The organism is Algoriphagus alkaliphilus (assembly GCF_900103735.1).
Lineage (GTDB): Bacteria > Bacteroidota > Bacteroidia > Cytophagales > Cyclobacteriaceae > Algoriphagus > Algoriphagus alkaliphilus.
Genome location: NZ_FMXE01000006.1, coordinates 47,038 through 64,773, shown reverse-complemented (window position 1 = coordinate 64,773; position 17,736 = coordinate 47,038). Strand labels below are relative to the sequence as shown.

Annotated in this window: 19 protein-coding genes; 9 read left to right on the top strand and 10 right to left on the bottom strand. The window is 42.6% G+C overall.

Annotated elements, in window-relative coordinates; all coding sequences use genetic code 11:
- Positions 1-11 precede the first annotated feature (11 nt).
- Positions 12-500 carry a hypothetical protein gene (locus BLQ81_RS04985; RefSeq protein ID WP_092728855.1) on the top strand — a complete coding sequence of 163 codons (489 nt, stop codon included), beginning with the start codon at positions 12-14 and terminating at the stop codon, positions 498-500.
- A 42-nt stretch (positions 501-542) separates the two neighbouring features.
- On the opposite strand, the gene BLQ81_RS04980 is transcribed toward BLQ81_RS04985, so the two are convergent.
- The 7 genes from BLQ81_RS04980 to BLQ81_RS04950 form a co-directional block, all read right to left on the bottom strand.
- A complete protein-coding gene (locus BLQ81_RS04980; protein ID WP_092728854.1) occupies positions 543-1,469 on the bottom strand; it encodes a DUF4097 family beta strand repeat-containing protein in 927 nt (308 codons plus the stop codon).
- 10 nt (positions 1,470-1,479) lie between these two features.
- Positions 1,480-2,307 carry a hypothetical protein gene (locus tag BLQ81_RS04975; RefSeq protein ID WP_092728853.1) on the bottom strand — a complete coding sequence of 276 codons (828 nt, stop codon included), beginning with the start codon at positions 2,305-2,307 and terminating at the stop codon, positions 1,480-1,482.
- A gap of 56 nt (positions 2,308-2,363) precedes the next feature.
- Positions 2,364-3,407 (bottom strand): porin family protein, encoded by a 1,044-nt coding sequence (locus tag BLQ81_RS04970; RefSeq protein WP_092728972.1) that lies wholly within the window; start codon positions 3,405-3,407, stop codon positions 2,364-2,366.
- A 125-nt stretch (positions 3,408-3,532) separates the two neighbouring features.
- A complete protein-coding gene (locus BLQ81_RS04965; protein WP_092728852.1) occupies positions 3,533-4,345 on the bottom strand; it encodes a hypothetical protein in 813 nt (270 codons plus the stop codon).
- Entirely contained in the window at positions 4,338-4,907 is a 570-nt protein-coding gene (locus BLQ81_RS04960; RefSeq protein WP_092728851.1) for an RNA polymerase sigma factor, read from the bottom strand. The genes BLQ81_RS04965 and BLQ81_RS04960 overlap by 8 nt, the downstream gene beginning before the upstream one ends.
- 147 nt (positions 4,908-5,054) lie before the next feature.
- The gene (locus tag BLQ81_RS04955) at positions 5,055-5,342 is read right to left on the bottom strand and encodes a hypothetical protein (protein WP_092728850.1); all 288 of its coding nucleotides are present in this window, start codon (positions 5,340-5,342) and stop codon (positions 5,055-5,057) included.
- 180 nt (positions 5,343-5,522) lie between these two features.
- The gene (locus tag BLQ81_RS04950) at positions 5,523-7,226 is read right to left on the bottom strand and encodes a helix-hairpin-helix domain-containing protein (RefSeq protein WP_092728849.1); all 1,704 of its coding nucleotides are present in this window, start codon (positions 7,224-7,226) and stop codon (positions 5,523-5,525) included.
- Between the two features lie 149 nt (positions 7,227-7,375).
- On the opposite strand from BLQ81_RS04950, the gene BLQ81_RS04945 reads away from it, so the two are divergent.
- The 5 genes from BLQ81_RS04945 (at position 7,376) to BLQ81_RS04925 (ending at position 11,824) form a co-directional block, all read left to right on the top strand.
- Positions 7,376-7,774 (top strand): EVE domain-containing protein, encoded by a 399-nt coding sequence (locus BLQ81_RS04945; RefSeq protein ID WP_092728848.1) that lies wholly within the window; start codon positions 7,376-7,378, stop codon positions 7,772-7,774.
- A complete protein-coding gene (locus BLQ81_RS04940) occupies positions 7,771-9,387 on the top strand; it encodes a hypothetical protein (RefSeq protein WP_092728847.1) in 1,617 nt (538 codons plus the stop codon). The genes BLQ81_RS04945 and BLQ81_RS04940 overlap by 4 nt, the downstream gene beginning before the upstream one ends.
- 34 nt (positions 9,388-9,421) lie before the next feature.
- On the top strand, positions 9,422-9,970 hold the full coding sequence (pyrR, locus tag BLQ81_RS04935) for a bifunctional pyr operon transcriptional regulator/uracil phosphoribosyltransferase PyrR (RefSeq protein ID WP_092728846.1): 549 nt from the start codon (positions 9,422-9,424) through the stop codon (positions 9,968-9,970).
- 2 nt (positions 9,971-9,972) lie between these two features.
- Positions 9,973-10,899: an aspartate carbamoyltransferase catalytic subunit gene (locus tag BLQ81_RS04930; RefSeq protein WP_092728845.1), complete on the top strand. Its 927-nt coding sequence runs from the start codon at positions 9,973-9,975 to the stop codon at positions 10,897-10,899.
- Between the two features lie 154 nt (positions 10,900-11,053).
- Entirely contained in the window at positions 11,054-11,824 is a 771-nt protein-coding gene (locus BLQ81_RS04925; protein WP_092728971.1) for a hypothetical protein, read from the top strand.
- Here the strand turns inward: BLQ81_RS04925 and BLQ81_RS04920 are convergent.
- From BLQ81_RS04920 to BLQ81_RS04915, 3 genes are all read right to left on the bottom strand, one after another.
- On the bottom strand, positions 11,804-12,673 hold the full coding sequence (locus BLQ81_RS04920) for a DNA-methyltransferase (protein WP_092728844.1): 870 nt from the start codon (positions 12,671-12,673) through the stop codon (positions 11,804-11,806). The genes BLQ81_RS04925 and BLQ81_RS04920 overlap by 21 nt on opposite strands.
- Before the next feature lie 146 nt (positions 12,674-12,819).
- Entirely contained in the window at positions 12,820-12,990 is a 171-nt protein-coding gene (locus tag BLQ81_RS22625) for a hypothetical protein (RefSeq protein WP_245693178.1), read from the bottom strand.
- Positions 12,991-13,014: 24 nt separating this feature from the next.
- Complete coding sequence (locus tag BLQ81_RS04915; RefSeq protein WP_245693177.1) at positions 13,015-13,425, bottom strand: hypothetical protein; 411 nt, start codon at positions 13,423-13,425, stop codon at positions 13,015-13,017.
- 173 nt (positions 13,426-13,598) lie between these two features.
- On the opposite strand from BLQ81_RS04915, the gene BLQ81_RS04910 reads away from it, so the two are divergent.
- From BLQ81_RS04910 to BLQ81_RS04900, 3 genes are all read left to right on the top strand, one after another.
- Entirely contained in the window at positions 13,599-14,315 is a 717-nt protein-coding gene (locus tag BLQ81_RS04910; RefSeq protein ID WP_092728843.1) for an ABC transporter ATP-binding protein, read from the top strand.
- Positions 14,308-15,945 (top strand): putative ABC exporter domain-containing protein, encoded by a 1,638-nt coding sequence (locus tag BLQ81_RS04905; RefSeq protein WP_092728842.1) that lies wholly within the window; start codon positions 14,308-14,310, stop codon positions 15,943-15,945. Before BLQ81_RS04910 ends, BLQ81_RS04905 begins: the two co-directional genes overlap by 8 nt.
- Positions 15,946-16,168: 223 nt before the next feature.
- Complete coding sequence (locus BLQ81_RS04900; protein WP_092728841.1) at positions 16,169-17,536, top strand: pyridoxal-phosphate dependent enzyme; 1,368 nt, start codon at positions 16,169-16,171, stop codon at positions 17,534-17,536.
- Positions 17,537-17,736 lie beyond the last annotated feature (200 nt).

Below are 17,736 nucleotides of genomic sequence, written 5' to 3'. Positions count from 1 at the left end.
AAAACGCAATTTTGGATAACCAGGAAATAGGAATCATCTACAGAAAAGCAGAGCAGCTTACCTTATTTATTTTATTGGCATCACTGCCGCTTTTTGCTTTTGTTTACCTGTATTATAATTCAGGAAATCTTTCCTGGAACTTGCCTCAGTTGCCGGGTTTTGTAAACGGACTGTGGATTGGTTTGAGCATTGGACTATTGATCATTCAATATGTGATTTTCCATAAAAAATTAAAGCTTGGGATTTTGCAGGATGAATTAATTGAAAAAGTAAAAATCTACTGCAAGGCTACTAAACAGCGCTATTTGTTTCTCTTCGTGGTTTCCATAGTGGCCTCTTTAGGATTGCTTTTTTATAAAAACCCGGTGTATGTCATAATATTTGCCGTTACGCTTGTATTCTTTTCCCTTGGCAAACCAAGTCCTGACCGGATGGCCCGCCTGATGAAACTGAAAAAAGAAGACCGGGAACTTGTCAGAGAAGCTTCCCGGCCTCGATGAATTTGAAATTCAAGATTTGAAATTGGAATCAATCTCAAATTTTCAATTTACAATGGTGATGTTTCCGGAGGTGATATTTCCCCTAACCCATGATCCTGAACCGTTGTCAAGTTCAAGCGTTTTGCCGGTGTTGACTCCGCCGACTTTCAGATTTCCCGAGGAGGCTTTGAGTGAGAAGTTAAAGTCCTTGAGGTTGGAAGGAGTCTGAATGTTGAAATTTCCTGAGCTACCACTTAAGCGTGTATTTTCACCCAATCCAGCATTGGTTGCCTTGATATTTCCTGAGGTAAATTTGATAGTCCCAAGTTTGCCTATATCGTTGAGCTTGGCATTACCGGAGGTTAAACCTATGTTGATTTCACCGCCTACTTGATTTGCTTCCAGCGAACCGCTGGTGGATTCATAAGCCAAGTCTCCCTTGATTCCATTGAAATTGGCATTTCCGGAGGTGATTCCGGCAGTAACATTTCCATCTACATTACTCACATTTAAATTACCTGAGGTTGCTCTGATGGAAAGATTTCCCTGAAGGTTTTTGGCAGTGAGGTTTCCCGAAGAAACTCTCAGTGAAGTGTTTTCATTTTTGACATTCTCCACGCTGATGTTACCAGAGCTACCCTTTAAGTCAAGTGCAATTGCCTGTGGTCCGGAGATTTTGATATATCCCTTATTTTTGGAGTTCCAGTTGTAGTTGCTTTGTTTTTTGGTATGCGTGATTTTTAATACATCGCCCACAGTTACAAAGATGATGTCTTGGTTACTGTCATTCGATTCCAAATAAGCTTCAACATTGACTTGAGATCCGGAACCGCCTACATAGGAGACAGTAAGCCAACCGCTATCTACCTCAATTTTATTGATACCGGGATAGGATTTTTTGGTGTCTACGATGACGTTTTGGGCAAAAGTGGCTGTAGTGACCAACAGCAGGACTAATGCCAGGGAGAGTTTGGTGAAATTATTTTTCATGATTTATGGATTAGTTTACGTCGAAGATTATTCCAAAGCTCATCGCCTTGAGTTCAGGTCCTTTTCCGGTTTGGAAGAGGTTATTGAGGTCTTTATTGAAAAACAGGGTAAAGTCACCGACACCGATTTCGGATCTTAGACCGTACCTGAAGTTTTCAAAATACATGTTGGACTTTTCGTATTGCTTATTCTTTTCTCCATCGGCATCTTCATAGACGAATTTTCCTCTGCCACCAAGTCTCATACCGGCATATCCACCTACACCGAACCTGAAATTCCCGTCATTTGTGAGGACAGATGGCATCAAGGTCATATTGACAAAAGACGCGGATATTTTGGATTTGGTGCCTGTGCCGATCGGAAGTCCTGTGTCATCGCGGAAATCCCGGAATTCCAGTCCTTCAGGAGTTTTATGTGCGATAATGTCCCGATCTTCAAATTTGAAGTTGTGCCAGCTCACTCCCAGGGAGGATTTCAAATGGAAGTTTTTGCTGGGCTTCCAGGTTCCTGTGGAATTCAACCCCACATACCAGCTTCCCCAAGGCTTCACCGCAGGTGCACCTTGATTGGATGGCCAGATGTTGATGCCGACTTCAGATTCCAGGAAATTGTATGAAAATTTGGAAGACTTTGGGGGGCTTTGATAATTGGAATAGTCAATGTTCTCGATGTCCCATTCATAGGTTTTGGTCCCGTCGGAGAACTTGGTGACTTGCCAGGATTTACCAAATAGTGTGTAGACTTTGGTCTTTTCGCCCTGCATGGCTGTTTTTTCCTGTGCGAAAATTGGGAGCGTAAGAAATAGCAGTGAAAGGGTGGTAATGTATCGTGAATTCATTGTGGGGCTGGTTTAGAATCAGGTGAAAAAGGGGAGATTTCTCTCCCCAAGAAGTTTTAGAATACAATTCCGAAGGTAATTGGATTCAGCGAAGGGCCTTTTCCAGCTTGGAAAAGCTCATTGAGATCGTATGTGGTGAAGAAATTAACTCTTCCGATTCCCAGCTCGCCGCGGATACCATAGCGTAGGTTTTCCAGATAAAGGCCTGTGGCTTCTTTGTCTTTACGGCGGCCTGATCCATTTATTTCTTCATATACAAACTTGGATTGTCCTCCTAGCCTGTATCCGACGTAAGGCCCTGCAGCGATTCGCATTCCTTTATGTCCTTTGTCGTTCATTTTTCCAAAATCCAATTCCAGCATAGTCATGGCAGTGAGGTAAGAGGAGGAAAGTTTGCTTTTGAATCCATTTACATCAGTTCGCTGAAGAAAATCAATGGCTTCCTCTCCTCGCACTGCCTGGAAATCCCGGTTTTCAAATTTGAAGTTGTAGAATTGAAATCCGATTCCGAAGTCCCAATGGAACCCCTTAGAGATTCGCTGTGTGGCCATCCAGTTAAGTCCTACCATCCAGCTTCCCCAGCCTTTGACGGCATATGGTTTATCAGAAGTGGGGAAAGAACCATTTTCCAGCACATTATTTACGCCCAAATCCAAATTGAAATAGGATCTGAATGGAGGGTCTGAGTGTTTTTTGGTTCCGGTTTCCACCTTCACACGGGTATTGTCGCCTGATTCATCCACATAAACCCGCATTCCTCCAACTTTGACTTCGGTACTTCCTCCATTTTCATGGACTTTGACGACTTCTTTTACAGATCCGTCACGCTTCTTGATCTCAACGATGGTGAGTTCTCCTGTTTCCTTATTTTCTTCCAGATCCAGCTCGCTGATGATCTGATTGATGTTCATGAGTTTTAGTTTTTCAAAGTCTTCTTTGGACTCGACGATGATCACTACTTTTCCGGATTTTCCGAATTCGACTACGACGCTGTCCTTCTGAATTCCGGATTCGGTGAGGACGGGATAATCTTTCAGGCTGGATGCAAAAGCGACCTGAACCAGTGCCATAAGGCAAAACAAAAGCAGGTATTTTTTCATGTGATTTATATTGTTTTTAATGGCCACATGGAATCTCGCATGTGTAATTGTTGTCTCCATTGGAGAGATTTTTGCCATGCTCGATTTCATATTAAATTCAATTAAAAGAGGTGAGTTGGTTTAGTTTACCTTTTTTCCTCCGCTTGATTTTTTCTCGATGTCAGCGAAGCAAAGAGGTTGTCTTTTTTGTCTTGGAGGCTGATTAATCCTTCATCAACTTTGCCCAGTAATTCTTCCACCTGGCCTACGGTCTTGCCAAGTTCGGTAATCAGATTTTTTTCCTGAGGCTCGCCTTTTTTGATTCCGTTGGAGTAAATGCTCACCCGATAGAGTGGTTCTTCATCTGCCGGAGCGGTAGTTTGAGCGACCATTTTTTCGATTTCAGGAGTTTTCAATTTGGGTAAGTCTACCTGGATCTCCTCGGTCTTGAGCTCAGGGATAGCTACCGAAATTGGTTTGGAAACAGGCTCAGATTCAAGCTGAGCAATCAGATTTTTTGGAGCCTGAGTCAAAGCCGGAGAAGTAGTTGGTTTAGTTTTCTGAGTGGTACTTGGCTTTGTTTCAGGGTTGGTTTGAGCGGTTTCAGTTTTGAAGTCAGGATTTTCTGTCGTCTTGTCTAGCTCTACTGATTCAATGATTTCACTTGAATTCAAAGGAACTTCAATGCTTGTTTCGGTTTGATTTTCCTGTGGCAGTTCGGTCTTTTCTGCCACAAAGGTTTCCGGTGAGACTTTGCCGTCTGTGGGCCAAAACGAGTATCCGGCCACGAGTAAGACAGTGACCGATGCAGCGATCGCCCACCAAATCCCGAATGTGGGTTTGGATTCTTTGGGAAGCTGGCTTTCGAGCCTTTCCCAGGCGAGTGCACTTGGTTTTTCCCGATGTCCGTCCAGCTTTTCCCTGAAATGCTGATCGAATTGTTCGTTTGTCTTAGCCATGGTTAGTCTTTGTTTTGGGTTGCAGACTGGCAATTTTTTCTTTGAGCGCTGTTCGGGCTCGGTTGAGCTGAGATTTGGATGTGCTTTCGGTGATTCCGAGCATATCCGCAATTTCCTGATGGGCGAAGCCTTCGATCGCATACAGGTTGAACACCGTACGATATCCGACTGGCAGACTTTGAACCAATTCCATCAATTCCGCTGCCTCAAGTTGAGTCAGTTCGTAGTGTTGGTTGCTGTATTCCAATTCTGGTTCCAGATTGACTTCCATCATCAGATGACGGTTGCTTCTCAAGGTCATGAGTGCTTGAGTGACTACGATTCGTTTCATCCATCCTTCAAAACTCCCCTTTGACTGAAACTGTGGCAGCTTTTCGAAGATTTTCATAAAACTCTCAATCATCACATCCTCGGCATGTTCGCGATCTTTGAGGTATCGCATGCAGATGGCCAGAAATTTCCCTGAATAGGAATCATACAAGTGACGCTGGGCTGACCGATCCCCCTTGAGACATCCCTTAATAAGTCCTTCTTCAGTAGAAAAATTGGGTCTGTTAAACATTCCGGTTGGCTTTCGAATAGGTAGATGCAAGGGGGTAAAAAATGGTTGCGTTCAGTTGTGAAAAAAAGTTAACTATTTTCAAGCATAAAATAAAAAGCCTGATAACCAAGTGGTTTCAGGCTCCATTAATAGCTACATTCTTTTTTTTCAAAGTGAAAAAATAAAAAAGAGCAGGGCCACACCTAAGATGAGAATCATCATTTGTGACCTTTCTTTGTTCTCTTTGGATAGTTTTCGCTTTTTCAGGACCAAAATCGCCAAACCCAAGCCGGCAAACTGTAAGAGTAAGCTTACACCATTGAGAGGTCCCATGGGTGCTTGAACATAATTCCAGTTGGAATTCAGGATAGAAAGTGCGCCCAACACAATTCCCGTGATTCCGAAAAGGAAGGAACGTTGCAAGAGGACAGGCTCGGGGAGGTCAGACCATTTCATTTTTAAAGTATCAAGTATTTAGATTTTAGTATCAAGACAACGAGAAGCAAAAGCCGAGAGGCAAGAAGTAAGAGGACCGATGGCGGGTGTCGGATGACTGATGTAGTCCCGTTCGTGTACAGCTAACCAATAACTAATAACCAATTACCTTTTAGCCGTTTGCAAACTACTGAACACTGCCTATTTCAAACCAGCCTTACGGCCCGCAAAGTACGTAGCAATTTCTTCCCCGCTGAGGGCATTGAGCGTCATTTCTTTGGTAAGGCCTCCTTTTCTTCCAATCAAAACCCCATATTTCATATCCGCATAGCCGTCCATTTCATGGGCATCGGGGTTGATGGCCAGTTTTACCCCCTGATCCATGGCGTAGCGTACCCATCTCCAGTCGAGATCAAGTCTCCAGGGATTTGCGTTGATTTCAATCACCACCTGATGAGCTGCGCAGGCATCGATGATCGCTCGGTGGTCAATGGGGTAGCCTTCTCTTCGCAGCAAAAGTCTGCCGGTCGGATGGCCAAGTATCGTAGTGTAGGGATTGGATATTGCTCTTAGCAATCGCTCTGTGGCTCTTTTTACATCCATATTCAAAATGGAATGGATAGAAGCCACCACAAAATCGAAGCTGGCCAATACATCCACAGGGTAGTCCAAACTGCCGTCTCCCAAAATGTCACTTTCGATCCCTTTGAAAATTTTAAACGGGGCCAATTCTTTGTTTAACTCATCTATTTCGGCCTGTTGCTTTATTACCTTTTCGATGTCCAATCCTCCTGCGTAGCTCGCTGTCCGGCTATGGTCGGAGATTCCGAGGTATTCAAAGCCCAAAGACTTGCAGTACTCGGCCATTTGCCGAAGGCTATGCTTACCATCACTGTAGGTGGAGTGGTTGTGAAGGATTCCTTTTAGGTCAGCATCCTGAAGCAGCTCGGGAAGCTTGTTTTCTTTTGCCAGTTCGATTTCTCCAAAACCTTCCCGCATTTCTGTTGGGATAAACTGAAGACCGTTTTTGGCAAAAAATTCTTCTTCACTGCTGAAGTCATTCTTTTTCAGTTTTTCGGATACAGTTTCAGTGCCATCGACCAAACCGGTCAAATGATGGGTGGAAGCAGAAAGCGCCATCTTTTTCCACAAAAAATCAGTAGCTGTACACAGATGAACCGTCACCTTGAGATCAAGATCTTTTAATTTTCCCCTCCAGGTTTTGGGGCCTGATTCGGCTGGTACCCATTCAATTTCATAAAAAGATTTCAGTCCGGATTTAACGGTTCCAAGCTGATCAGATCCAATCAGAATTTCCGCTTTGGAGATGATCTCCAGTTTTCTTGCAAAATCCCCAACTACCGCCAACTGCACTTTCGGAAGCATGTTTTTCAGTGCTGATTCCAGTTTGGCAATCGCCTCTTCGATATCGGCATAGAGCCATTTTCCCGAATTGGAGGCTTTGAACTCCAGGTTTTGGATGATGGTATCCTGCGTTTTTTCTCCAAACCCTTTGATTAGCGCCACTTTTCCGCTTTGGCAGGCTTCCATGAGTTCGTGAGTGGAAGTGATGCCCAACTCTTCCCAGAGGGTCTTGACTTTCTTTGGCCCCAATCCTTTGATTTGAAGGATTTCAAGAATTCCTGTTGGAGTTTTTTCTAAAAGTGAATCTAAAGCCGGAAAAGTTTCTGACACTTTCAGCTGCTGGATCGCTTCGATGATGCTTTTTCCGATTCCGTTAATTTGAGCAAGTGCAGCATCGCTGAGGCTCATAATATCCTGATCTCCACGTTCGAGCGATGTCAGGGCGCTTTGATAGCTACGGATCTTAAAAGGGTTTTCGTCGTGAAGCTCCATCAGCTGAATACTCAGCTTTAGTTTCTTTAAAATAGTTTTATGATCCAAAACAGTTAGTTTTTCGTGTCAGTATTCAGACAAATGTCTTTAATTATTGTTTCAATTTAAAGCTGATAAAGGTAACTTTTGAGAATGGACTGATGTCAGGTGACCGATGTCGGAAGAAAAAGAGAAGATAATTCAATAAATTGAAAAATATGAACTACTGGATGGTCAAAACGGAACCCAGCTCTTATTCTTGGGAGGATTTTGCGAAAAAAGGAGAAGACATTTGGGATGGAGTGAGAAATTATCAAGCCCGAAATTTCCTTAAAGAAATGCAGCAGGGTGACCCGGTTCTTTTTTATCACAGTGGAAAGGACAAAGCGGTAGTTGGGATTGCAGAAGTATCAGCGGAGGCATTTCCGGACCCAAAAGAGGAGACGTGGGTGGCCGTAAGCCTAAAGGCAAAACAAGCACTCAAGAATCCCGTGACCTTGGAAATCATCAAAGCTGAAGACGGGCTGACTGAAATGTTGATGTTACGTCAATCCAGACTTTCGGTGATGTCTGTGACTAAAGAAGAATTCAACTTGATTCTGACTCTGAGCAAATGAAAGCCTTTCTCACTCTATTGCTTTTTTTAAGTCTAGGTGCTGCACTTCTGGCTCAGGTGAAATTTGTTTCCAGATTTGAAGTACCCACAGAGCCCTATGATCCTATTTTTGAAATGATGCGTTTGCCCGATGGACTAGTCTCTTTTAGGACATTTCAAGCGCGCAGTTTTACAAGCCCAAAAGTTTTTCAATTTTTTGTTTCAGATTTTGATTTAAATACCCGGGGATTGGTTGAGCTCAGCCTCCGACCAGGGTTTGATATGATTGGCTACGACACGGATGGTTCAAATCTTTTTGTGTTGATGTCAAAAGGTTTCAATACCAACGCGGACAAGTACATTCTGCAAATTAATCTGGTGACCAATCAAGGCTTTGAATATGCCGCTGAGAACCTGCTCAACATAGAATTGGTGGAGTTTTTGGTTCAAAATCGCAAAGCGGTTTTTATGGGTAATGCCGAAGGAAGGCCAGCGCTTCAGATTTTTGATTTGGACGATAAAAGTATCCATACTGTGCAGGGAGTATATGGAAACAATACGCAAGTGCTTCAAATCCGGAAAATGCCTGAATTGGAATCTCTGGAAGTTGTGGTGAGCAGACGGGGACAATATAAAAAAAGGGAGACTTCTATTTTAACTTTTGATATGTTGGGGAATCTCGTCCGGGAAGTAAAGGTGGACCAGTTTGGCGAGCCGGGTCAGGAGATTCTTGAGGGTTTGCTCTTGGCGGATCAAAACTATCAACAGGTAATGATAGGGGCTTTTGGACTGGAGGGGCGAAGTGGATACCAAGGGGCTTATATTTTGGAAATCAATGAATTCGGAGAGTATGGTTTCAAACTCTACACGTTGGAAGACTTTCCGAATTTTTTCAATTACCTGCCGGAAAAGCAGAAAAATAAACGAGATCAAGCAGTTCAGAAGGAACTCGGGAGATCCAATATTCCCCTGATTAAAAACACATTTTCAATTCGGGATGTGAGGGAAACCAATGATGCGTATTACCTGTATTTTGATCAGATTAATATCATAAGTGCCAGAGGGGGGCGTCCGGGAGGATTCTCTCCAACAAATTCCTATCGCTATGACCGAATCAATCGCATGGGATATGTGCCATATCATATGGATCCATTTATTGCGCCGGGGATGCCACTGCAGGCCTACACCTTTTCAAACGAGTACCAATATGAGTCTGCGCATTTCATAAAAATATCAAAGGAAGGTCAAGTTTTATGGGATAATGCCGTGACCTTTAATGGGTTTACTACGGATTATCCTGAGCCATTTGGAGAAATAGCCATCGTAGGCGATGATTTATATCACCTCTATGCCGTGGATGACGTGATCAAAGCCAGTTTTTTCAGAAATGGGGAGAAGATTTTTGAACAGATGAGTTTTCCACTGGAGCCCGCAGATCCAAACGATCGAATCAAAAACACTGATTTTTCCACACTTCGCCTAGTGCATTGGTATGATCGGTATTTCATCCTGACTGGACAGCAATCGATTCGGTTTTTAAATTCCAGTGGAAGAGAAGAAATTCGCGAGGTCTTTTTTCTAAATAAAATTCTGGTGAATGGTGATTTGTACCAGCCAGTAGAAGTTCGGGAGTAGTTTTATTTTCTATATTTACGCCCAAATCCAACCCATGCAAAAGCGGCTCGTACTCGATCAGCAGCAGATTGCCATCACACTGAAGCGATTTTGCTACCAACTTATAGAAAATCACGACGATTTTGAGGATACCGTGATCTTGGGACTTCAGCCACGTGGCACTTTACTTTTAGACAAAATCGTAGCTCTTTTAAAAGGGATATCAGGGATTGAAGTCCCCTCAGGATACCTGGACGCCACTTTTCATCGGGATGATTTTCGAAGAAGAGATTTTCCCCTCAAAGCCAATGAAACAAAAATTGACTTTCTGGTTGAAGGGAAAAAAGTAATCCTCATCGATGATGTACTCTACCAAGGGAGGTCTGTGCGGGCAGCGATGGATGCGATGATCGCATTTGGGCGACCACAGAAAGTCGAATTGATGGTATTGGTAGACCGAAGACTGACACGGGATTATCCTATTATGCCTGACTACTTTGGTGTAAAAGTAAATACGCTGGACAGTCAATACGTGGTGGTGGAATGGAAAGAGCAGGGGAACCCGGCAGATGCAATTTGGATCACAGAGAAAGTTAAAAATTAACCATGTCGCAACTTAGCACCAAACACCTGCTTGGAATCAAAGACATCACCGAGGCCGATATTCGCCTGATTCTCGAGACAGCAGCCAATTTTAAGGAAGTGATCAATCGGCCAATCAAGAAAGTTCCTTCCCTTCGCGACATTACCATTGCCAATATTTTTTTTGAAAACTCCACCCGCACCCGACTCTCCTTTGAACTTGCCGAAAAGCGCCTCAGTGCCGATGTGGTCAACTTCTCCTCCTCAAACAGTTCAGTAAAAAAAGGGGAAACCTTGGTCGATACGGTCAATAATATCCTTGCGATGAAAGTGGACATGGTAGTCATGCGTCACGCGAGTCCGGGCGCGCCACATTTTTTGGCCAGAAATATCAAAGCAAACATCGTCAACGCCGGGGACGGTACACATGAGCATCCCACCCAAGCGCTTTTGGATGCCTTTTCCATGCAGGAAAAACTTGGAGATCTTGCAGGAAAGAAAGTCGCCATCATCGGTGATATACTTCATTCCAGAGTTGCCCTTTCCAATATATTTTGTCTTCAAAAGTTGGGGGCTGAGGTGATGGTTTGCGGACCGATTACACTTTTACCAAAGTACATTGCCAGCTTGGGAGTGAAAGTGGAGTTGGATGTGAAAAAGGCACTGGAATGGTGCGATGTAGCCAATGTGCTCAGAATCCAGCTGGAGCGGCAGCAGATCAAATATTTCCCAAGCTTACGAGAATACTCCCTTTATTACGGGATTAATAAAAAGATGCTTCAGGCACTGAATAAGGAAATTGTAATCATGCACCCCGGACCGATCAACCGTGGCGTGGAACTGAGTTCGGATGCGGCAGATTCCGAGCATTCCATCATTCTCAATCAGGTGGAAAATGGAGTGGCCGTACGAATGGCTGTGTTATACCTTTTGGCGGGAATCAAAGGGTAACTAAGAGTTGAGATTATAAGGAAGGGTTTGAAAAGTAGTATTTGTATCAAGGTTATGGGCTAAGTCTCTCTTAATCAGTGATATTATTTAAAAAATTGTGGCGTATCTTAAATTCAATTCAAAAAGATGTTTGTTTTATTAAGAGTAGTTGATGATGTCCAGAAAAGAGCGCCACGATCGCTTAATTAAGATTATTGAGAATTTTCCTGAAAGCAGATTGTATTGGTTGGAAAGTGTTATTGATATTTTAAACTGTCCTCATAGATTTGTTTTAAAGGACGAAAGCTCGATGCTCTATGAATGGTCATTGTCATTTGGTGATGCGTTGATGATTCATCACGCATTCTCAAAAGAGCCTTTTACAAAAGACAAATTTGAACACGCTTTAGTTACCACTGCGAATTTGGTTGGAATTGAGGCGGATTTTGCACCAAGAGGCTTTAGAGGACATGATATAATTGTTGAAAACACTAAGATTAGTCTTAAGACTCAAGCTGATAAATCAATCAAGATAGATTCTATTTGGATTAGCAAATACATGGAATTAGGTAAGGGAGACTGGTCAGATCAGCCTTCTCAACTATTCGGATTAGTAGAAGCCTTCACTAATCATTTGAAGGACTCAGAAAAAATATGGATTTTAAGATGCTTAACGAAGTTTCCAAATTGGAAATATGAATTAGTGGAAATTCCAAAAGATTTGTTACTTAGAAGTAGGGATGGGGTTTTAGAAATGAAACTTGACAGCCGGCAAATGCCTAAACCCGGTTATTGTTCTGTTTATGGTGGTTCTGGCAGTCTAGATTTTCAATTATACTTTGACGGAGGCGGTGAAAGAAAATTGCAAATTAAGAACTTGAATAAAGGATTATGTAAGGTAATTGGTGAATGGAGCTTTGAACCTTCACCCTACATCGTAGAATAGTAAAGGTTGTGCGGCCAAAATTCTTCTTTCTGCTAATTGAGCATAATTCAAATTTAATTCTATTCCGGTTCCCAAGCGTCCCAATCTTAGTGCCTCAGCACATACTGTACCCGATCCTAAAAAAGGGTCAAAAACAATGTCACCCGGTTTAGTTCCCGCTAGGATACAAGGATTTACCAAAGTTGGGGGAAAGGTAGCAAAGTGAGCTCCGTTATATGGTTCAGTATTAATATTCCAAACACTACGACGGTTTTTCTTAGCCAGTCCATCCTTTGTGTCTTCCATAATAGAATGTTGATTGAAGTAATATTTTTCAGACTTGGTCATTAAGAACATATATTCGTGACCAACTGTCAAACGGTCTTTAACGCTCTCCGGCTGACAATTTGGTTTGTTCCAAATTATATCATTCCTTAAATACCATCCGTCAAGTTGACATGCAAGGGCTACCATCCAAGCAACACCAATCAAGTCTTTCTTTTTAAGTCCTTCAGGAGTATCCGGTCTATATGACATGGCCCTCCCTTTATTTTTACCGTCTTCTTGCCTCCATTTTCTCCCGCCAGAAGTGTAGGTGTTTCCGATATTTAACCAAAAAGTCCCATCGTCTTTTAACACCCGACGAACTTCTGAAAAAACTTCGACGAGATTTTGCACATAGGAATTAATATCGGGTTCAGCTCCGATCTGACCTTTAACCTTATAATCCCTGACCCCCCAATATGGAGGAGATGTTACAGTGCATTGAATGCTTTTTGAAGGTATTTGACTAAGTATATCTCTTACATCTCCATTAGTGATAGTTATGGGGACTTCATAGGTTGGCGATTTGTAGGCAGCAGATATCATAGGTTAAATTTTTGTGATAAATTTAGATATTTCCCGATGTCGAAAATTAAAATTTACGAATAGTATTGCTATACAGAAGGTCTATTATCTGTAAAGAATTAATAACCAAGCAGTCTCTCCTAATTTCGTGTATTTTCGTTTGGGTGTCATTTCCTCCATCTTCCTCCTCCGACAAAAAAGCCGAGGGTAAATCCAAAGTATTCGTTGACAGCTTCTCCGATCACTTGACCGCTCACATTTTGAAGATCACTGGTAGGTACAAAATTGTATTCGGCACCAATTCGGAATTTACCTAATTCTACACCTGCTCTTAGCATCGGTGCCCAGGCAAAGGAGGCTTCCTAATTACCAACATCACCATCTCCAAAGTCAGAATCATCTATTTTGACACTACTCAAGGCATAGAACCCAAATCCTCCACCGATAAAAGGTGCGACACGACTGTTCCCATTATTGAAGTAGTAGTTTAGAGTTCCTGTCATCGAGGCATTCGCTGAAACCTCTCCATTATAATCCTGAGGAATGGAATAGTAAGTCACATCTTTTGCCAAAGCAGCTACTCCCAATCTTAATCCAAAGGCGAGATTGTCACTTAATAAAATCTGAGGCTCCAAGTTTACCAAAGCTCCGATTCCTCCTCCTTTAGGCATTGCCGCGCCAAAGTCCATTTGATAGCGAAAACCTCCCGCTCGCTGAGCATTCACCGCGTGAATTGAGAGCATAATCATCACTACTGTGAAAAGTTTTTTCATATTTTTTCGTTTTGAAATTTCAATTTTATAAAAAAGATTCAAATCAGCATAACAGGCAGGCTTAGCCATTGTTATTTCCTTTGAAACTTCATTGATGGATTAAATTCTGCACTTCTCTAAAGTAAACTAGGACATCCTTGCTAATTTGCCGAAAATCACGAAACTAATTTAAGATGCTCACAGTAACCAACCTGATCAAAAAATACGGCAAGCAAAATGCCGTCGATGATATTTCATTTGAACTCGACGGAGGAGAAGTCGTGGGGTTACTGGGTCCAAATGGAGCAGGGAAAAGTACGACCATGAAATGTATTGTGGGATTGCTTCGCAAAACGTCCGGGGAAATCACTATTGGAGGGCATGATCATTTGAGTGTCGAGGCCAAGCGCTTTTTTAGCTACATCCCTGAGACACCTTATGTCTACGATTTACTGACGGTGAAAGAGCACATGCAGTTTATTGCCCAAGCCTACGGAGTGAAAGACTGGCAGGGTAAGGCAGGAGAACTGATGGAAATGTTTGAATTGGATGATAAGGCCAATAAATTAGGTCGCGATCTTTCTAAGGGCATGCGCCAAAAAGTATCGATTTGTTGCGCACTGTTGCCTGATCCGCAATTACTGTTTTTTGATGAGCCGATGATCGGTCTGGACCCTAAAGCGATTAAAAACACCAAAGAGGTTTTTAAAAATCTGAAAGAAGCCGGAAAAACTATTTTAGTGAGCACGCACTTGATCGACAGTGTGGAGACGATCGCTGATCGGATTATGATCCTGAAAGACGGTAGCATCATCGGAAATGACACCATCGCCAATCTCAAGCAGCAAGCTGCGCAAAGTGAAATTTCATCTTTGGAGGATCTCTTTTTAGAAATGACCAAAGATGCATGAAATAAAACTTTTGCTGAGAAAGGATCTGTATATCCTTGTCAACAATCTAAAACTGATTTTGCGAAACCCTTTCCGGTTATTGCCCTATGCCGGATTCCTAGCCTATTTTGTTTTTATCTACAGCCAAAGATCAAAGGACAGAAGGTCGGAGGACTTGGGTGAGATCCAAAATTTGGATCTCAAAGGGATGCCACAAGCCGATTTCGGTGTTCAAAATGTAATCGGTGGAATTACCATTCTGGCTTTGGGTTTTTTGGTGTTTCAGCTTTTTCGAGCGACCAAAAATAATGTCAGCTTTTTCAAAATGGCAGATGTGAATTTGCTGTTCACCGCACCTGTTAAACCCGAAAACCTGCTTTTGTACTATATGGCGAGGTCGATTTTGCCTTCCTTAGGCGGGGCTTTGCTGTTTATTGTATACGGTGCCAGTCAGATGGCGAGCCAATTCGAATTGAACCTGGGAAATGCGATCTTTCTTGTTTTGGGTTTTGCGCTATTCTTTTTCATGATTTTCCCGATCCGGTTTTTGATTTACACCCTTCATACCAAATATGGCGTGATGGAATATATCCGAGGCGGAATCATTGGTTTGGGATTGGCCCTTACCTTGATGATCCTGATTCCCGGCCTGATGGCGGAAAAATTCTGGCAGGGCATGTTTTCATGGATTGCTTCTCCATGGTTTAGTTTATTTCCTCTGGTAGGTTGGAGCAGGGGAATTATGAGTTATGTATCTCATGGGAATGTTATTCTTTCCGTCTCCTTCATTGGATTGTATGGTTTGACCTATTTTACCGTGGTCAAGTTAGTGATTCGATATGCAGGATATTACTATGAGGATGTGCTGGAGGCGACCAAAACCAACGAAGACAAGCTGGACAAAGTCCGGGGTAAGCAGGAAGTGGATGAGGGAACGTACAGCCTAAATGCAAAAAAACAGTTGGCTTTGCCGGATTTTGGGGCTGGAGCCAAGGCGTTTTACTGGAGAAATTATGTGCACAGTAGCAGGCAAGACTTTCATCCTTTGTTTGGAATTTATTCCTTGAGTTTGGCAGGAATCGGGATTGTATTTGCCGGCTTATCCAATTTTGACTGGTTTTCCCACAAAGTGCTTTATTTCTACCTGCTTTTCATTCTCTTTTTCTACTTCATGGCAGGCATAGGCAGAGCCAATGTCGGGGATCTGAAAAAGCCGTTTTTTATTTTGGTGCCTGCCAGTTGGTCAGCCAAGTTTTGGAATATGATCAAGCTGGATATCGTACAGATTCTACTCTTTGCAGGCGTTTTAATCATTCCTTCCGTTTTATTGGCACATGTTAGTTTAGGTTTGATTCCTTTATTTTTGGTGGGGATAGTTGTGTTCTACCTCATTGGTTTTGCGATCAATCTTATTCCACAGATTGCGCTGGATGAGGGTTGGGATCGTAAGCTTATCAAACCCTTGATGATTGGTGGGATTTTCCTGTTTGGGGTGATTCCGGCCGTGATACTGAGTGTGTTGGTATTTATCATCACCAAGCAGTTTGTGTGGATGTTTCTTACCTGTGTGATTGGAATGTCATTTGTCGCGGCGATATTGCTTCATGTCACTTTGGATGTATTGAAGCGTTTGGAGTTTAAGGAAATGTGAAAAAGTATTCAGTGTTCAGTCTCAGTTGGCAGTTTTTCGATAAATCAAGCACTTAGGAGCAAAAAATTAGGCCTAAAGTCTAATGTTAAATCAGTAATTAGCCCTAGTCTTCGGAGTCAATAAGAATGGTTTTTTCACAAAATATTATTTGGTTAAAAAACCTTCAATTGGCTGAGTGCAGAAAAATTCCTGTAATTTTGGCTCATCCAAATGTAACAGCACTATGATCTATAACTCCATTATCGATACGATCGGAAATACCCCGATGGTCCGCCTAAATAAACTTGCCAAAGACATCAAAGGCGAAGTCTTGGTCAAAGTGGAATACTTCAATCCGGGCAATTCTATGAAGGACCGGATGGCGATCAAAATGGTGGAGGATGCCGAAAAAGCAGGGATTTTGAAGCCAGGTGGAACTTTGATCGAAGGCACAAGTGGAAATACCGGAATGGGACTTGCTTTGGCTGCAATTGCCAAAGGGTACAAGTGCATTTTTACCATGGCGGATAAGCAGTCAAAGGAAAAAATCGACATTTTGAGAGCAGTGGGAGCGGAAGTGGTAGTTTGCCCAACAAACGTCTCCCCCGATGATCCAAGATCCTATTATTCTGTGGCCAGAAAACTGAATGCGGATATCCCCAATTCTTTTTACCCCAATCAATACGATAATCTCTCCAACACAGCGGCTCATTATGAGACTACCGGGCCGGAAATCTGGAATGACACGGATGGCAAAATCACGCATTATGCAGCCGGTGTAGGTACCGGTGGATCGATGTGTGGCACAGCCAAATTCCTGAAAGAGCAAAATCCAAACGTCGTTACAGTAGGAATCGACACCTATGGCTCTGTTTTCAAGAAATATAAAGAAACCGGAATTTTTGACGAGAAGGAAGTGTATCCTTACCTGACCGAAGGAATCGGAGAGGATATCTTGCCAAAAAATGTGGATTTCAGCCTGATTGATCACTTTATCAAAGTGACGGACAAAGACGCAGCGGTGATGACTCGTCGCTTAGCACGTGAAGAAGGACTTTTTGTAGGCTGGTCTTGTGGATCAGCAGTGCATGGCGCATTGGAGTGGGCTAAAGAAAATCTGAAAGAAGGCGATCAAATGGTGATTATTTTACCGGATCACGGAACGCGATACCTGGGCAAAGTTTACAATGACGAGTGGATGCGAAATCATGGTTTTCTGGAGGATAAGACCTATTCCACTGCCCGCGATATTATCTCTCAGCGAAATGGAAGTTATGCTATCCTTGCTGTGAAAAAGACCGATTCAGTCAAAGAAGCAATTGCTTTGATGAATGGAAAAAGTATCTCTCAAATCCCTGTGATGGAAAATGGAGAAGTCGTAGGAAGCTTGACAGACAATAAGTTGCTGTCTAAAATCATCGATAATCCGGGTTTGAAAGATGGGAAAGTGGCCGATGTTATGGAAGGCTCCATGAAATTTGTGGCTTTGGATTCTACACTTGATGTGCTTTCTTCTATGGTGGAAAAAGAAAAAGCGGTCCTGGTACGAGATACCTTGGATAACATCCATATCATCACCAAGCATGATATCTTGGAGGCGTTTACTAAATAGAAGATAGTAGAAGCAAGAAGCAAGACACAAGACACAAGACACAAGAAGTTGACTTGGTGATCCAATAGTCAACATCGGATGTTTAGGATTGGAAATTGGGTGAAAACCTTGTAAAGTTTGAAAGTAACAAAGTTGGAAAACGGTTAGAAGTTTAACTCTATTTGTCCGCCCGTTAATCAAAAATCGTAACAAAAATCTGA

Excerpts from the sequence above, each read along its gene's own strand:
- BLQ81_RS04980 (WP_092728854.1), bottom strand. The coding sequence starts at position 1,469 with ATGAAAAATAATTTCACCAAACTCTCCCTGGCATTAGTCCTGCTGTTG.
- BLQ81_RS04975 (WP_092728853.1), bottom strand. The coding sequence starts at position 2,307 with ATGAATTCACGATACATTACCACCCTTTCACTGCTATTTCTTACGCTC.
- BLQ81_RS04970 (WP_092728972.1), bottom strand. The coding sequence starts at position 3,407 with ATGAAAAAATACCTGCTTTTGTTTTGCCTTATGGCACTGGTTCAGGTC.
- BLQ81_RS04965 (WP_092728852.1), bottom strand. The coding sequence starts at position 4,345 with ATGGCTAAGACAAACGAACAATTCGATCAGCATTTCAGGGAAAAGCTG.
- BLQ81_RS04960 (WP_092728851.1), bottom strand. The coding sequence starts at position 4,907 with ATGTTTAACAGACCCAATTTTTCTACTGAAGAAGGACTTATTAAGGGA.
- BLQ81_RS04955 (WP_092728850.1), bottom strand. The coding sequence starts at position 5,342 with ATGAAATGGTCTGACCTCCCCGAGCCTGTCCTCTTGCAACGTTCCTTC.
- BLQ81_RS04945 (WP_092728848.1), top strand. The coding sequence starts at position 7,376 with ATGAACTACTGGATGGTCAAAACGGAACCCAGCTCTTATTCTTGGGAG.
- BLQ81_RS04940 (WP_092728847.1), top strand. The coding sequence starts at position 7,771 with ATGAAAGCCTTTCTCACTCTATTGCTTTTTTTAAGTCTAGGTGCTGCA.
- pyrR (WP_092728846.1), top strand. The coding sequence starts at position 9,422 with ATGCAAAAGCGGCTCGTACTCGATCAGCAGCAGATTGCCATCACACTG.
- BLQ81_RS04930 (WP_092728845.1), top strand. The coding sequence starts at position 9,973 with ATGTCGCAACTTAGCACCAAACACCTGCTTGGAATCAAAGACATCACC.
- BLQ81_RS04925 (WP_092728971.1), top strand. The coding sequence starts at position 11,054 with ATGTCCAGAAAAGAGCGCCACGATCGCTTAATTAAGATTATTGAGAAT.
- BLQ81_RS04920 (WP_092728844.1), bottom strand. The coding sequence starts at position 12,673 with ATGATATCTGCTGCCTACAAATCGCCAACCTATGAAGTCCCCATAACT.
- BLQ81_RS22625 (WP_245693178.1), bottom strand. The coding sequence starts at position 12,990 with ATGCTAAGAGCAGGTGTAGAATTAGGTAAATTCCGAATTGGTGCCGAA.
- BLQ81_RS04915 (WP_245693177.1), bottom strand. The coding sequence starts at position 13,425 with ATGAAAAAACTTTTCACAGTAGTGATGATTATGCTCTCAATTCACGCG.
- BLQ81_RS04910 (WP_092728843.1), top strand. The coding sequence starts at position 13,599 with ATGCTCACAGTAACCAACCTGATCAAAAAATACGGCAAGCAAAATGCC.
- BLQ81_RS04905 (WP_092728842.1), top strand. The coding sequence starts at position 14,308 with ATGCATGAAATAAAACTTTTGCTGAGAAAGGATCTGTATATCCTTGTC.
- BLQ81_RS04900 (WP_092728841.1), top strand. The coding sequence starts at position 16,169 with ATGATCTATAACTCCATTATCGATACGATCGGAAATACCCCGATGGTC.